The sequence below is a fragment of the Pseudomonas wadenswilerensis genome (genome assembly GCF_024749185.1).
Taxonomy (GTDB): Bacteria; Pseudomonadota; Gammaproteobacteria; order Pseudomonadales; family Pseudomonadaceae; genus Aquipseudomonas; species Aquipseudomonas wadenswilerensis.
Genome location: NZ_CP087191.1, coordinates 5,469,812 through 5,483,371, shown reverse-complemented (window position 1 = coordinate 5,483,371; position 13,560 = coordinate 5,469,812). Strand labels below are relative to the sequence as shown.

Genomic DNA, 13,560 nt, shown 5'->3' with positions numbered 1-13,560 from the left:
CGTCAAACGCGCCATCACGGCGCGTCGCTGAAGTGGTAGTGCAGCTCGTTGGCGTGGCAGCTGATGCGCACCCCGGCCAGGGCCTTGCCTTCGAGCATGCGCGTCAGGAACTCGCGGCTCATGTCCGGCAACAGGCTGTTGGTCAGGATCGCGTCGATCATCCGTCCACCGCTTTCAGTCTCGCTGCAGCGCGAGACGATCAGGTCGACCACCTCGTCGTCGTAGTCGAAGGCGACCTTGTGGGTGCCTTGTACGCGCTTGCGGATGCGTTCGAGCTGCAGGCGGGTGATGGCCTTGAGCATCTCGTCGCTGAGCGGGTAATAGGGGATGGTCACCAGACGCCCGAGCAGTGCTGGCGGGAAGATCTCCAGCAGCGGTTGGCGCAGTGCGGTGGCGATCGCTTCCGGTTCGGGGATGTTCTGCGGGTCCTTGCACACCTGGGAAATCAGCTCGGTACCGGCGTTGGTGGTGAGCAGGATCAGGGTGTTCTTGAAGTCGATCACCCGGCCTTCGCCGTCTTCCATCACGCCTTTGTCGAACACCTGGAAGAAGATCTCGTGCACGTCCGGGTGGGCCTTCTCCACCTCATCCAGCAATACCACGCTGTAGGGCTTGCGCCGCACCGCCTCGGTCAGCACACCACCTTCGCCGTAGCCGACATAGCCGGGCGGGGCGCCCTTGAGGGTCGAGACGGTATGGGCTTCCTGGAACTCGCTCATGTTGATGGTGATGACGTTCTGCTCACCGCCATACATGGCTTCGGCGAGGGCCAGGGCGGTTTCGGTCTTGCCCACCCCGGAGGTGCCGGCGAGCATGAACACGCCAATCGGCTTGTTGGGGTTGTCGAGGCCGGCGCGGGAGGTCTGGATGCGCTTGGCGATCATCTGCAGGGCATGGTCCTGGCCGATGATGCGCTTGGCCAGGTGCTGATCGAGCTTGAGCACGGTTTCCAGCTCGTTGCGGGCCATGCGCCCGACCGGGATGCCGGTCCAGTCGGCAACCACCGAGGCCACGGCCTGATAGTCGACGGTCGGCAGAATCAGCGGAGTTTCACCTTGCAGGTCGCTCAGGCGTTGTTGCAGGTCGATGAGTTTTTCGCGCAGTTCATGGCTCTGTTCGCTGCCGGTGTCGCGGTCGACCACGCCGACGTTTTCGCGCAGTTGCGCACGGGTGGCCAGCAGTTCGTTGACCAGGGTTTTCTCTTCGGCCCAGCGGCTTTCCAGCTCGGCCAGGCGCTCGCGCTCAGCAGCCAGCAAGGTTTCAGACTGTTGCTGGCGGTTGCCGATGGCGATACCGATCGCCTGTTCGCGGGCGATGATCTGCAGCTCGGTTTCCAGTGCCTCGATGCGCCGGCGGCTGTCATCCACTTCAGCCGGCACCGCGTGCAGGCTGATGGCGACGCGGGCGCAGGCGGTGTCGAGCAGGCTGACGGACTTGTCTGGCAACTGGCGCGCCGGGATGTAGCGGTGGGAGAGCTTGACCGAAGCTTCGAGGGCTTCATCGAGGATCTGTACCTGATGGTGCTGCTCCATGGTCGATGCCACACCGCGCATCATCAGCAGCGCATTGTCTTCGCTCGGCTCGGCGACCTGCACCACCTGGAAGCGCCGGGTCAGGGCCGGGTCTTTCTCGATGTGCTTCTTGTACTCGGCCCAGGTGGTGGCGGCCACGGTGCGCAGGCTGCCGCGGGCCAGGGCTGGCTTGAGCAGGTTGGCGGCATCACCGGTACCGGCCGCGCCACCGGCACCGACCAGGGTGTGGGCTTCATCGATGAACAGAATGATCGGTTTCGGCGAGGCCTGAACATCCTCGATGACCTGGCGCAGGCGCTGCTCGAACTCGCCCTTCATGCTTGCCCCGGCCTGCAGCAGGCCGACATCCAGGCTGCGCAGTTCGACGTCCTTGAGCGAAGGCGGGACATCGCCGGCGACGATACGCAGGGCAAAGCCTTCGACCACTGCGGTCTTGCCCACACCGGCTTCACCGGTGAGGATCGGGTTGTTCTGCCGGCGACGCATGAGGATATCCACCAGTTGGCGGATCTCTTCATCACGGCCGACGATCGGGTCGAGCTTGCCGCTGCGCGCCTGCTCGGTGAGGTCAACGGTAAAGCGCTTGAGCGCTTCCTGCTTGCCCAGGGCGCTGGGGGCCATGGCACCGCTGGCTTCACCCGGCACGGCGCCGGCATTGAAACCGTCGCTGGCGCTCAGGGCGTTTTCCGGCGAATCACCGACATACTCGTCAAAACGTTCGCTGAGGGCTTCGACCTTGATCTTGGCAAACTCCGACGACAGGCCGAGCAAGGCATTGCGCAGGCTCGGGGTCTTGAGGATACCGAGCACCAGGTAGCCGGTGCGCACCTGGCTTTCGCCGAACATCAGGCTGCCATACACCCAGCCACGCTCGACGGCTTCTTCGACGTGGGAAGACAGATCGGTGATCGAGGTCGAGCCGCGGGGCAAGCGGTCCAGGGCATCGGTCAGCTCACGGGCCAGGCGCGCGGGCTCAAGGTTGAACTGACGGATGATGCGGTGCAGGTCCGAGTCCTGCAGTTGCAGCAGTTGATGAAACCAGTGGGCCAGTTCCACATAAGGGTTGCCCCGCAATTTGCAGAACACCGTGGCGGCCTCGATGGCCTTGTAAGCGACGCTGTTGAGTTTGCCGAACAGCGCGGCGCGGCTGATTTCACCCATGTTCCGGACTCCTTGTGGATTGCGATGCGGTCGCCTGCTCGGCGTAGTACCGAGCCAGTGTCAGATCCCTGGCATCGTGTTGCGGGCGGCCCAGCCAGGTATCGAAACCCAGGCGTCGACCGGTGTTGAGTTGCAGGGCGGGTATCTGCTCCTGCTGCAGGATCAGGTTCAGGTCCCAGTCCAGCTCGTGCCCCTGATGCTCGGCGACCCAGGCCACCAGCTCGCCAAAGGCACTGCCATCGGGCAACAGTGACAGGTACTGGTCCAGGCTCAGCGGCCCCAGGCAGATGCGAAACTTGTGCTGGCGGTCCCAGACGTGGCTGCCCAGGCACACATCCATGCCCAACTGGTTGGCGCTCGCACCCAGGCGGCTGCGCTCCGGCAGTTGTAGCCACTGACCGACATATTCCTCGATGCTCACCGGCACGCCGAAGTACGCCCCGAGAATGCCACGCAGGCCATCCGGGTAGCGGGTCTGGGCGGCGAGATGGCCGCTGTAGTGCAGCTTGGCGGTGTCCGGCAACGGGCCCTGGTCGCGCAGCGCCGGTGTGCCGCGGCCGCTCAGGGCGGCCAGGCGCGCGGCCCAGTAGTCGTCATCGGGGCGGTCATGGCTGACCGTCGGCCGCGCCTCGGCCCAGGCCCGGTAGAACAGGCTCAGCAGGCGGTGATGAAACACATCGAGAAAGCGCTTGCTGGTGCTGTCGGCGTTGTTGCGCTGGCGCTCGCGCATGTACTCGGTCAGGTGCAGGGGCAGGGGGCCGTTGGGGCCGCCGAGGCCAAAGAAGAACTGCTCCAGGCGCGCCGGGCCCTGCTCTGTGGCAGGCGTCAGCGATGCCAGGGTTGCCGGCGCAAAAGCGCAATCGAGCTGCTGGCCAAGGCGAACCGGCTCATCGGCCAGGCGCAGGGAATGGCCGAAGCGTGGCAACTGCGGCGACTCGCACTCAAGCCGGCGCAGGGCCTGGAAGAAATCGTAGTTCCAGGGTTCGGCCTGCATCTCGCTGAGGATATTCACAGGGTCGGACGGCGTCCGGGCTTGGCTTTCCATCGCATGATCTCGCCGCGTTCGGTGGTACGGAGCACCGTCTCGGTAAAGCTGTTGATCGACACGTAACGTGCCAGGAAACGCTCGAACACTGCACCGAGGAGGAACACCCCGGTGCCGCGGAAGGCGTTCTCATCGAACTCCAGGGTGATCTCCAGGCCACGGCCAAAGACGATCGGCCCGGGCATTGGCAGCCGTCGCGTGCAAGCCTTGCTGCTGACCTCACGCAGGCCGTCGATCTGCAGTTGCAGGGCGGCGTCATGGCTGTCGCCGTACAGGCGCAGCAGCTCGCGCAGAGCGGCTGCGCCCTGGCCCTGTTCGGTCAGCGACAGGTAGTTCAGCGACAGCTGGCTGATCAGGCGCCAGGCCTTGTTGTCATGGGCGTGGCTGGCACGCGGCCGGCTTGGTCCGGCCAGGCAGCGAATGGCGGCCACTGGCGCGCTGTCGGCCAGCGTGAAATCGCTGCGGCCATCGCCAACGTTCATGAACAGCGGCAGATCGCGGTTGGTACACAGGGCGCTGACGCCCAGTTGGCGCAGGTCATGGCGGTAGGGCGCCTGCTGACCATCGACCAGGCTGATGAAGGTCTCGCTGCCCATGTAGGTCGAGCGGGTGCCGTTGCGCCGCTGCTCGCTGGAAAGCATGCGTGGTTCGCGGCGCACGATGTAGTACGCCTGGTCACGGCCATAGCGCGACGGATCGCGCACGGCATAGAACGGCAGGAAACTCTGGTCGGGGCCGGTGCCGTGACCGGTCACACTGCTCAGCGAGTGGATCTCGAAATCTGTCGGCCGGGTGCGGTCAGCGATCACGTGGTGCTCGTTGACCCGGTCGCTCAGGTGGATCCGGTCGACACGGCGCGGGAACAGATTGATCGCCGGAGTACAGAAGGGCACGAACTGCTCGACGCCGACGCTGCCTTCCAGCGTCTGGTCGTAGCGCTCGAACAGCACGATCAGCTCCAGCTCCTGCCCGTCGCAACGTTTTACCGCGCGACTCAGCTCGGCGAACTCGACGAACAGGAAACGCTGCGGCAAAGCGAAGTATTCCTGCAGCAGGCGGTAACCCTGGAACGCCTGCGGGACCACCGGCAAGGCTGCCTCGCGGTCATCGAAGCCGCACGGGCGCAGGGCCGAGGCAGGAATGCGCTCGACCCAGTCGCTGCCGGGCTGGCGCGCGAACACCGCACAGGCGTTGCCCAGCAACTGCTCATAAAGGCGAAACGGCAGTTCATCGGCGCCGTTGAGGTACAGCGGCAGGCTGCTGAGGTCGAGCGCGTTGAACGGCAGCTCGGCGCCGGTACGCAAGGTAATGCGCAACCCGGCGCGGGCTTTCGGTTCACTGGCGGCAAGGCGCCCGAGGTTGGCTGCGGGATTGCCGAAGTATTCGGCCTGGGCCACCTGCAGCGGCCACAGCGTGACCGGGTGGGCACTGCGAAATTCACAGGGCGTCTGCGAATTGCGGCCAAGGGTGGCGCGCAGCACGCTGCCACGGGGCAGGGTGAAACCAGCACTGAGCGATCCTTCGTCAGGATCGGCCTGCATCTGCACCACGGCCATCGACGGCGTCGGTGCCAGGTAGTGCGGGTAGGCGATCTCCAGCAGGTTGTGGGTGAAGGTCGGGTACTCGGCATCGAGCTTGAGTTGTACCCGTGCGGTCAGGTAGGCAAAACCTTCGAGCAGACGCTCGACATAGGGGTCGGCGCAGTCAATGCCGGACAGGGTCAGACGCCCGGCGATCTTCGGGTATTCCCTGGCGAATTCTGCCGCGCTTTCACGGATGTGTTGCAGTTCCTGGTTGTACAGCTCGAGCAGGCGCGGGTTCATGGACGTCTCCGGCGCTCGGCGGGGGCAACCCGGACATGCCCGGATTCCAGGTCAAGGTCTGTGCGCAGCAGCAACGGCAGTGCCGCGGGCTGGGCCCACAGGTCGCCTTCGATCTCGAAACTCAGGGCGTTGTTGTTCATTTCCCCCGGTGCGACCTGGGCGCGAACCCGCAGGCTGCTGCGCAGGATGCGCGGTTCGAAGGTGGCGATGGCCTGGTAAATGATGCTCTCCAGAGCGCTGATATCAATGTTCGAGGCGCTGTTACCGGCCAGTGCCGGCAGGCCGTAGTTGACCACCGAGGTGCCGGCCGCAGTGTTGAGCGTGGCGCCAGCATCAAGCAGTGAGGTGGTATTGAGTAGCCAGGTGAGATCGCGCAGTACTGACGCCTTGAGCTGGTTCAGCGACAGCACGCGTTTGTCGTTGGCTTCTTGCAGGTTGCCGGGCTCGTCGTCGGTCAGACGATCGAGCAGCGAAGGCTGCAGGCGGTCACGTGCAGCGATTTCGGCTACCAAGGGGCGGCTCCGGTGGTGGGATTCAAGATTGCGTTGGCCTTATCGCGGGGCAAGCCCGCTCCTACCAGGTGGGAGCGGGCTTGCCCCGCGAAGAGGGCGAAACGCATCAGATCTTGACGTTCTGGCGCACGTTCCAGCCGTACTTGACCGGGCCGCCGTCTTTGGTGCCGTCAGCTTTCTGCGGCTGGTAATCGACCGTGACCTTGCCGAAGTTCAGGGTGACGTTTTCGGTCAGGCGGTCATCGCCGCCCGAGCCGCCGGTGCTCAGCGAGCTGATCAGCACTTCTTCGAGGTTGATGACCAGGTATTCAACCTGGCTTTCGCCACCGGCCTTGCGCACGGTCAGCTTGACCTTGTCGATGTGCTTGCCGCTGGAGCAATGCATCATCAGGTTAGGGCTGGACTTGTCGACGTACTTGGTCAGCGACAGGTCCTGGATGTTGACCTTGCCGGCGCCACCGCCACCGCCCATGTGCATGTTGCCGGACTGGGCCATGCCCCAGCTCCAGTTCAGCACATCGATCTCGTCCTTGTGGGCCTTGTCCATGGACTCGCCCTTGATGTCGCCGATCTTGATGAAAATATCAACTGCCATGTTGTCTCCAGAGTGTGGCTTCTACCACATTGTTTTTCAGTGCACGCCCCGCATTTGCGGGGCGCTTCAGCGAGCCAGGGCTCAGGCGCCCTTGGCCGATGGCAACTTCGATACCAGACGTAGCGACACGGTCAGCCCTTCGAGCTGGTAGTGCGGGCGCAGGTAGAAACGCGAGTTGTAGTAACCCGGGTTGCCTTCGACTTCTTCGACCACCACTTCGGCCGCCGCCAGCGGATGTTGGGCCTTGGTGGTTTCGGTGGAGTGGGCCGGGTCGCCATCGACGTAGTTGAGAATCCAGTCCTGCAGCCAGCGCTGCATCTCGTCCTTCTCTTTGAACGAGCCGATCTTGTCGCGCACGATGCACTTCAGGTAATGGGCGAAGCGACAGGTGGCGAACAGGTACGGCAGGCGCGCAGCCAGGTTGGCGTTGGCGGTAGCGTCCGGGTCGTCATACTCGGCAGGCTTTTGCAGCGACTGGGCGCCGATGAAAGCAGCGAAGTCGGTGTTCTTCTTGTGCAGCAGCGGCATGAAACCGTTCTTCGCCAGTTCCGCTTCACGGCGATCGGAGATGGCGATCTCGGTCGGGCACTTCATGTCCACGCCACCGTCATCGGTGGGGAAGGTGTGCGCGGGCAGGTTCTGCACTTCACCGCCGGACTCGACACCGCGAATCCGCGAGCACCAGCCGTAGTACTTGAACGAGCGGTTGATGTTCACCGCCATGGCGTAGGCGGCGTTGGCCCAGGTGTACTTGGTGCTGTCGGCACCGTCGGTGTCTTCTTCGAAGGCGAAGGCTTCCACCGGGTCGGTCTTGGCGCCATACGGCAGGCGCGCGAGGAAACGCGGCATGGTCAGGCCGATGTAGCGCGAGTCTTCCGATTCACGCAGCGAACGCCAGCCGGCGTACTCCGGGGTGGTGAAGATCTTGGTCAGGTCGCGCGGGTTCGACAGTTCCTGCCACGAGCCCATGCCCATCACGGTCGGCGAGGCCGCAGCAATGAACGGCGAGTGCATGGCGGCACAAACCTTGGACAGCTCGCCGAGCAGCTCGACGTCCGGTGGCGACTGGTCGAAGTAGTAATCGCCGACCAGGCAGCCATATGGCTCGCCGCCGAACTGGCCGTATTCCTCTTCGTACATCTTCTTGAACAGCGGGCTCTGGTCCCAGGCCGTGCCCTTGAATTTCTTCAGGGTCTTGTGCAGGTCGGGCTTGGAGATGTTGAGCACGCGGATTTTCAGCTGCTCGTCGCTCTCGGTGTTGTTGACCAGGTAGTGCAAGCCACGCCAGGCGCTTTCCAGCTTCTGGAACTCGGGGTGGTGGATGACCTGGTTGACCTGGGCAGTGAGCTTGGCGTCGATGGCGGCAATGATCGATTCGATCGACTTGATCGCGTCATTGGACACCAGGTCGGTTTGCGCCAGGGCCTGTTCGGCCAGGGTGCGTACCGCAGTTTCGACGGCTTCGCGAGCGCGCTCGGTCTTGGGTTTGAATTCTTGCAGCAACAGCGAGGCGAACTCGCTGGCTTGCTCGGTGGCCGCTGGCTGGGCCTGGGTATCACGCATCGGATCGGTCATGAGGCTATGTCCTGATTAAGCGTTCGGCTCGGGGTCCTGGGGCTTTGGCGCACTGGCCAAGGCCTGGAGCAGGGCCGGATCCTTGATGGCTTTCATGATGATTTCTTCGGCGCCGGTCTTGCCGTCCATGTAGGTCAGCAGGTTGGCCAGCTGGGTCCGCGCTTCGAGCAGCTGGTTCAGCGAATCGACCTTGCGCGCCACGGCGGCAGGGCTGAAGTCGTCCATGCTTTCGAAGGTGATATCCAGGCTCAGGTTGCCTTCGCCGGTCAGCTCGTTGGGTACATGGAAGGCTACCCGTGGTTGCATGGCCTTGAGGCGCGAGTCGAAGTTGTCGACGTCGACTTCCAGGAACTTGCGTTCGGCCACCGGCGCCAGCGGCTCGGCAGGCTTGCCCGCGAGGTCGGCCATGACGCCCATGACGAAAGGCAACTGGACCTTCTTTTCGGCGCCGTAGAGCTCGACGTCATACTCGATCTGCACCCGCGGCGCGCGATTGCGCGCAATGAATTTCTGAGAACTGGGGTTCGCCACGTTGTTCCTCCTGGTCGCAGGTGCGACGGTATTGGCGTCATCGATCGTTGCCGGTAACGGTGTTGCATATGTGCGTAGGGTCTGGCCCGCAGGCCTCAGTCGGTCTCAGGCCCGCGCAGGGTTTCGAATTGCGACAGCCCATCGGGGATCAGGTCGCGGACGATCGCGGCAAAATCGGCATTCACCAGATTTTTCGCGCGGTTCAACAGCACCGGCAGCGGGCTCGAGGGCTCGTGGCGGGCGTAGTACTTTAGAATTCGGTCGAGGCTGCGCAGCACCTCGTCGCGGCTGGCGATATCGGCCGAGGCACGGGCAACGGGGGCTGCAGGAGCCGCGCTGGCAAGAGACGCCGGGCTGTCGGCTGCGGTGCTGACTTCACTGACTTCGCTGACTTCGCTGGTGTCGTTGGCGGCTTGCTCGCTTGCTGGCGCATGTTCGGCGAGGATTTGCGCGGCCTGGCGCAGCGGCTGTTTCAGGGCGCTGAGATCAACCCCGCTGGCCGACCCGACCTGCTCGTTGACGTACTGCTCGATTGCCTCGGTGGCTTCGCGGGCCTGCTGCAACGCCTCGCGGGTGGCCTGCAGTTGCTCGGCATCACTGTCGCGCAGGGCACCGCCGAGCTCGTCGGCATTGAGTGTCTCGCTGGCAAAGTGCTGCAGGCCGCTGGCGTGCAGGGCCGCGCGCAGGCTGACCGGGCCGAAAGCACGGGAGCGGGTCAGAAGGCTTTCGCGCAGCAGGGCGATGTTGGTCTCGCAGACCAGACCGGCGAGGGCGTTGATGCGCACCGTCGGGTCATTGTCGTCATCGGCGTCGAGTTGCGGGTGCACGTGCGGCCAATACTGGCGCAACAGGTCGTTGATCAGTTGCAGGGTGCTGGCAAGGCCGGCAATGCCATGCAAGGCCAGGGCACTTTGCAACAGGAAATGAGTGACGCGAAGGTCTTTGCTGCGTTGCAGCAGGGCGGTGCAGGACTGTTCGATCTGCCGCCATTGGGGCGGTTCGGCAGGCTGGATGGCATCGCCCATGACACGTTCGGGCTTGCCTTGGGCATCACGCTCCAATTGCAGGAAGTCCGGGTCGTATTCAAGGTCGTCGCCGCAAGGAAAGTTCTCCGAAACGGCAGCGAGCAAATGCGCTGAGTTCACCAGATATCGATCTCCGTATCGTCCCGTGGTGGGGGTAGCTAATGTGCGCTAATTGGTTTTGTGACGTAGCGCACATATTTTGCTGAGTTGTCCTTAGTTGATATCAAAGTGATATCACGCTTGTTCAGCAAGTCGCGCATTTTTGGTTTATTTCCAATTGGCTGTCAAGGTAAGCTATCGGCCCACCGTAACCTGAGTTTTGGGCCAAACAGGTTTTCTGACCTATTGGTCAGGGTGCCGGTGGATGTCGTTTGAAACTGACAGAGTTCGGCTAAAGTTACCGAACATCGGACATTCAGTTGATTTTTCAGGGATTGGAAGCGAATCGCGTTATCTGCGCAAGGCCTGAAGCGGGTCCGCAGGCGATTCAGGATGTTGCTAAGGAGGCGTGATGTCGCTGAGTCTGACTATTACCAGTTATCACAAGATTACCCCTGGCCAATGTCCTGAAAAGTTCATCGAATCAGGTGCCATCAGCATTGGACGTGGCCCCGGTAATGATTGGGTATTGCCCGATCCGGAACGTCTGGTCTCTTCGCAACATTGTGTCATTCAATATAAAGATGGTCGCTACTACCTCACTGATAACAGTACGAATGGTGTCGAATTAATTCACGCCGGTATTCGTTTGCGTCGCGGTAACAGTGAGCCGCTGATGGATGGCGAAGTGATCCGCATTGGCGAGTACGAGATTCAGGCGCGCATCGATTCAAGCTTCAAAATGGAAGATGGCAATCCGTTAAGTCGCGATGCCTCCAACAGCTTCGAGGCGCTGATGGCCAATCAGGCTGGCGCCGCCCCTACTCCTTCAGTTCCTGCCGCGCCTGCGTTCATCCAGGGGGCCTCGAGCAACGATACCCTCCCTGACCTGTTCGATTTTCTTGCACCGGCAAGCATTGCACCGGTGACCCAGCCCGATCATGTGCCTGCCCAACAGCATGACTTTCGCCCACCAACGCCAGTGCCACCTGTTGTGCCAGCGCCGGCGAGCCCCGGGGTCATCCCCGAAGACTGGGACCTGTTCGCCGAACCTTCAGCTCCCACGCCCGCTCCTGTAGCCGCGCCGGCCGCGACCGCAATGCCCGCTCCGGCGCCCGTTGCCGAAGCCGTTGCGCAGCCCGCCCCGGCGCCCGTTGTCGAAGCCCTTGCGCAGCCTGCCGACTCAAGTGCGTTGGTCCAGGCATTCCTGCGCGGTGCAGGTCTTGAGCAGTTGCGAATCGACAGCGCCCAGGTAGAGGCACAAATGGAAGCCCTCGGCCGTAGCTACCGGCTGATGGTCGAGGGTCTGATCGATGTACTGCGTGCGCGCAGCAGCCTCAAGGGTGAGTTCCGCATGCAGCAGACCATGATCCGCCCGGCGGAAAACAACCCGCTCAAGTTCGCTCCGAATGCCGACGAAGCGTTGTTGCTGCTGCTGCGGCACGGCAATCACGCGTTCATGGCGCCGGATCAGGCAGTACGCGACAGCTTCGACGACCTGCGCGCGCATCAGTTGGCTGTGATGGCGGGTGTTGAAGCGGCCATCAAGCACCTGCTCGCACGCTTCGAGCCGGCACAGCTGGAGTCGCGGTTAGGCGAGCCGGCCGGCCTGTCGAAACTGTTCGGCAGCTCGCGCCAGGCGCAGTACTGGCAGCAGTTCACCGAGCTGTACAGCAAGATCTCCGGGGAAGCCGAAGACGACTTCCAGGACCTGTTCGGGCGCGAGTTCAGCCGCGCCTATGAGGAGCACAGCGCGCGTCTGCAACGCTCCTGAAACAAACGGAAAGTGCCACGTCATTGAGGACGCAGGATGATTCGAACAATGCTGATGGCGGCGGTGACCACACTGCTGCTCAGTGGTTGTAGCAAGGATGAAGTCGCAGCACCGGTCCAGCCCGAGGTGGCAGGGCCTACCAGCGTGACCTTGTATTTCAGTGCCGCCGCCGGGCTCAACCCGGGCGCCAACGGCCAGGCCGCGCCTGTGCGCGTGCGCATTTTCGAACTGAAGAACAGCGCCAACTTCAACCGCGCCGATTATTTCGCCCTGGCCGAACGTGCTCCGGCGACCCTGGGCGCCGACCTGATCGATCAGGACGAAGTGCTGGTGCAGCCTGGTGAGCAACTGCGTATCGAGCGCCCGCTGAGCCCGACCACCCGCCAGATCGGCCTGGTGGTCGGCTACCGCGAGGTCGATCAGGCGCAGTGGCGCAGCCTGCTGCCCGTGCCGCCGCTGGATTACCAGATCAGCCTCGATGTCCGCGCTGTGCGCAGCGCTGCCCATACCTCCCCAACCAGTACCGCCCAATAGGCGATCGGAGAAGCCATGTCCTGGAACAATCGTGTGGTCTGGTCGGAAGGCATGTTCCTCGGAACCCAGCACTTTCAACAGCATGACCGTTATCTCGAAAATCTGATCGATGCCCGCAGCCGGCCACTGTCGGCGGGCGCCTGGGGTTTTTCCGAGCTGCTGATCGACCAGGGCCTGCTGGCCCAGGGGAAACTGGCCATCGTTTCGGCTCGGGGCCTGCTGCCTGACGGCACACCTTTCAACATTCCCCAGGATGACTTGGCGCCAAGCCCGCTGAACATCGATGACAACCTGCGTGATGGCCTCGTGTACCTGGCCTTGCCGCTCAAGCGCGCCGGTGCCCGCGATACGGTCGACGAGGGCGAGACGCTGGGCGGTGCGCGCTATGTCAGCCGGGTGGCCGAAGTGCGCGACGACAACGCGCCGTTCGAGAATCGCTCGCCGGTCGCTCTCGGTTCCCGTGCCCTGCGCCTGATTACTGCCGAAGAGGGCCTGAGCGACTATGCCGCGCTGGGCCTGGTACGTATCAAGGAAAAGCGCGCCGACCGCGCCCTGGTCCTGGATGACAGCTATATCGCGCCAGTGCTGGATGTATCGGCGAGCAAGAGCCTGTCGGCATTTCGCAGCGAACTGCTGGGCCTGCTGCATCAACGCGGCGAAGCGCTGGCCGGGCGGGTGGTAGCCTCGGGTGCCGGCGGCGCTTCGGAAATCGCCGACTTCATGCTCCTGCAACTGGTCAACCGCGCCCAACCGCTGGTCGAACACCTGAGCCAGTTGAGCCCGTTGCACCCGGAGCGGCTTTACAGCGAGCTGGTCAGCCTGGCCGGTGAGTTCGCCACCTTCTGTGCCAGCAACCGTCGCCCGGGCGAGTTCCCGGTGTACCAGCATGATGACCTGGCAGCGAGCTTCGCCCCGGTCATGCAGGCGCTGCGCGAAGCCCTGTCGATGTTGATCGACAGCAAGGCCACGCCCATCCCGATCGTCGAGAAGGCCTACGGCATTCACGTGGCCATGCTGGCTGACCGCAGCCTGCTCGATAACGCCAGCTTCATCCTCGTGGTGCGCGCCGACGTGCCGAGCGAGACCCTGCGCGGGCGCTTTGCCCAGCAAAGCAAGATCGGTGCGGTCGAACACATTCGCGACCTGGTCAACCTGCAACTGCCGGGCATCGGCCTGCTGCCGTTGCCGGTGGCGCCACGGCAGATCCCGTTCCATGCCGGCTCCACCTACTACGAACTCGATCGCGGCAGCGAGCATTGGCAGCAACTGCAGAACGCCGGGGGCTTTGCTTTCTACGTCGCCGGCGAGTTCCCGGGGCTGAACCTGGCCTTCTGGGCCATCCGAGGATAAGCCG

Annotated in this window: 11 protein-coding genes; 3 read left to right on the top strand and 8 right to left on the bottom strand. The window is 63.3% G+C overall.

The window, feature by feature from the left end:
• Nucleotides 1-14 precede the first annotated feature (14 nt).
• The 8 genes from tssH to tssA form a co-directional block, all read right to left on the bottom strand.
• Complete coding sequence (gene tssH / locus LOY45_RS25230) at nucleotides 15-2,693, bottom strand: type VI secretion system ATPase TssH (RefSeq protein ID WP_258578532.1); 2,679 nt, start codon at nucleotides 2,691-2,693, stop codon at nucleotides 15-17.
• On the bottom strand, nucleotides 2,686-3,738 hold the full coding sequence (gene tssG / locus LOY45_RS25225; RefSeq protein ID WP_134064813.1) for a type VI secretion system baseplate subunit TssG: 1,053 nt from the start codon (nucleotides 3,736-3,738) through the stop codon (nucleotides 2,686-2,688). Before tssG ends, tssH begins: the two co-directional genes overlap by 8 nt.
• Nucleotides 3,702-5,561, bottom strand: a complete 1,860-nt coding sequence (gene tssF, locus LOY45_RS25220) for a type VI secretion system baseplate subunit TssF (RefSeq protein ID WP_233674102.1) — start codon at nucleotides 5,559-5,561, stop codon at nucleotides 3,702-3,704. Before tssF ends, tssG begins: the two co-directional genes overlap by 37 nt.
• Nucleotides 5,558-6,073 carry a type VI secretion system baseplate subunit TssE gene (tssE, locus tag LOY45_RS25215; protein ID WP_115084878.1) on the bottom strand — a complete coding sequence of 172 codons (516 nt, stop codon included), beginning with the start codon at nucleotides 6,071-6,073 and terminating at the stop codon, nucleotides 5,558-5,560. Before tssE ends, tssF begins: the two co-directional genes overlap by 4 nt.
• Before the next feature lie 106 nt (nucleotides 6,074-6,179).
• On the bottom strand, nucleotides 6,180-6,668 hold the full coding sequence (locus LOY45_RS25210; protein WP_115084879.1) for an Hcp family type VI secretion system effector: 489 nt from the start codon (nucleotides 6,666-6,668) through the stop codon (nucleotides 6,180-6,182).
• Nucleotides 6,669-6,749: 81 nt separating this feature from the next.
• Complete coding sequence (gene tssC, locus LOY45_RS25205) at nucleotides 6,750-8,243, bottom strand: type VI secretion system contractile sheath large subunit (protein WP_115084880.1); 1,494 nt, start codon at nucleotides 8,241-8,243, stop codon at nucleotides 6,750-6,752.
• Nucleotides 8,244-8,258: 15 nt separating this feature from the next.
• Nucleotides 8,259-8,774 carry a type VI secretion system contractile sheath small subunit gene (gene tssB, locus LOY45_RS25200; protein WP_115084881.1) on the bottom strand — a complete coding sequence of 172 codons (516 nt, stop codon included), beginning with the start codon at nucleotides 8,772-8,774 and terminating at the stop codon, nucleotides 8,259-8,261.
• A gap of 95 nt (nucleotides 8,775-8,869) precedes the next feature.
• Nucleotides 8,870-9,919: a type VI secretion system protein TssA gene (tssA, locus tag LOY45_RS25195; RefSeq protein WP_258578530.1), complete on the bottom strand. Its 1,050-nt coding sequence runs from the start codon at nucleotides 9,917-9,919 to the stop codon at nucleotides 8,870-8,872.
• 391 nt (nucleotides 9,920-10,310) lie between these two features.
• Here tssA and tagH point away from each other — a divergent pair, with 391 nt between their 5' ends.
• The 3 genes from tagH to tssK are packed head-to-tail and all read left to right on the top strand — an operon-like array spanning nucleotide 10,311 to nucleotide 13,556.
• Nucleotides 10,311-11,672 carry a type VI secretion system-associated FHA domain protein TagH gene (gene tagH / locus LOY45_RS25190; RefSeq protein ID WP_115084883.1) on the top strand — a complete coding sequence of 454 codons (1,362 nt, stop codon included), beginning with the start codon at nucleotides 10,311-10,313 and terminating at the stop codon, nucleotides 11,670-11,672.
• A gap of 36 nt (nucleotides 11,673-11,708) precedes the next feature.
• Nucleotides 11,709-12,206 (top strand): type VI secretion system lipoprotein TssJ, encoded by a 498-nt coding sequence (gene tssJ, locus LOY45_RS25185; protein ID WP_258578529.1) that lies wholly within the window; start codon nucleotides 11,709-11,711, stop codon nucleotides 12,204-12,206.
• Nucleotides 12,207-12,221: 15 nt separating this feature from the next.
• Nucleotides 12,222-13,556: a type VI secretion system baseplate subunit TssK gene (gene tssK, locus LOY45_RS25180; protein WP_134064803.1), complete on the top strand. Its 1,335-nt coding sequence runs from the start codon at nucleotides 12,222-12,224 to the stop codon at nucleotides 13,554-13,556.
• The last annotated feature ends 4 nt before the right edge of the window (nucleotides 13,557-13,560 follow it).

What these genes read in the sequence shown, in the direction of transcription:
- tssH (WP_258578532.1), bottom strand. Translation starts at nt 2,693, where the DNA reads ATGGGTGAAATCAGCCGCGCCGCGCTGTTCGGCAAACTCAACAGCGTC.
- tssJ (WP_258578529.1), top strand. Translation starts at nt 11,709, where the DNA reads ATGATTCGAACAATGCTGATGGCGGCGGTGACCACACTGCTGCTCAGT.
- tssG (WP_134064813.1), bottom strand. Translation starts at nt 3,738, where the DNA reads ATGGAAAGCCAAGCCCGGACGCCGTCCGACCCTGTGAATATCCTCAGC.
- tssK (WP_134064803.1), top strand. Translation starts at nt 12,222, where the DNA reads ATGTCCTGGAACAATCGTGTGGTCTGGTCGGAAGGCATGTTCCTCGGA.
- tssF (WP_233674102.1), bottom strand. Translation starts at nt 5,561, where the DNA reads ATGAACCCGCGCCTGCTCGAGCTGTACAACCAGGAACTGCAACACATC.
- LOY45_RS25210 (WP_115084879.1), bottom strand. Translation starts at nt 6,668, where the DNA reads ATGGCAGTTGATATTTTCATCAAGATCGGCGACATCAAGGGCGAGTCC.
- tagH (WP_115084883.1), top strand. Translation starts at nt 10,311, where the DNA reads ATGTCGCTGAGTCTGACTATTACCAGTTATCACAAGATTACCCCTGGC.
- tssC (WP_115084880.1), bottom strand. Translation starts at nt 8,243, where the DNA reads ATGACCGATCCGATGCGTGATACCCAGGCCCAGCCAGCGGCCACCGAG.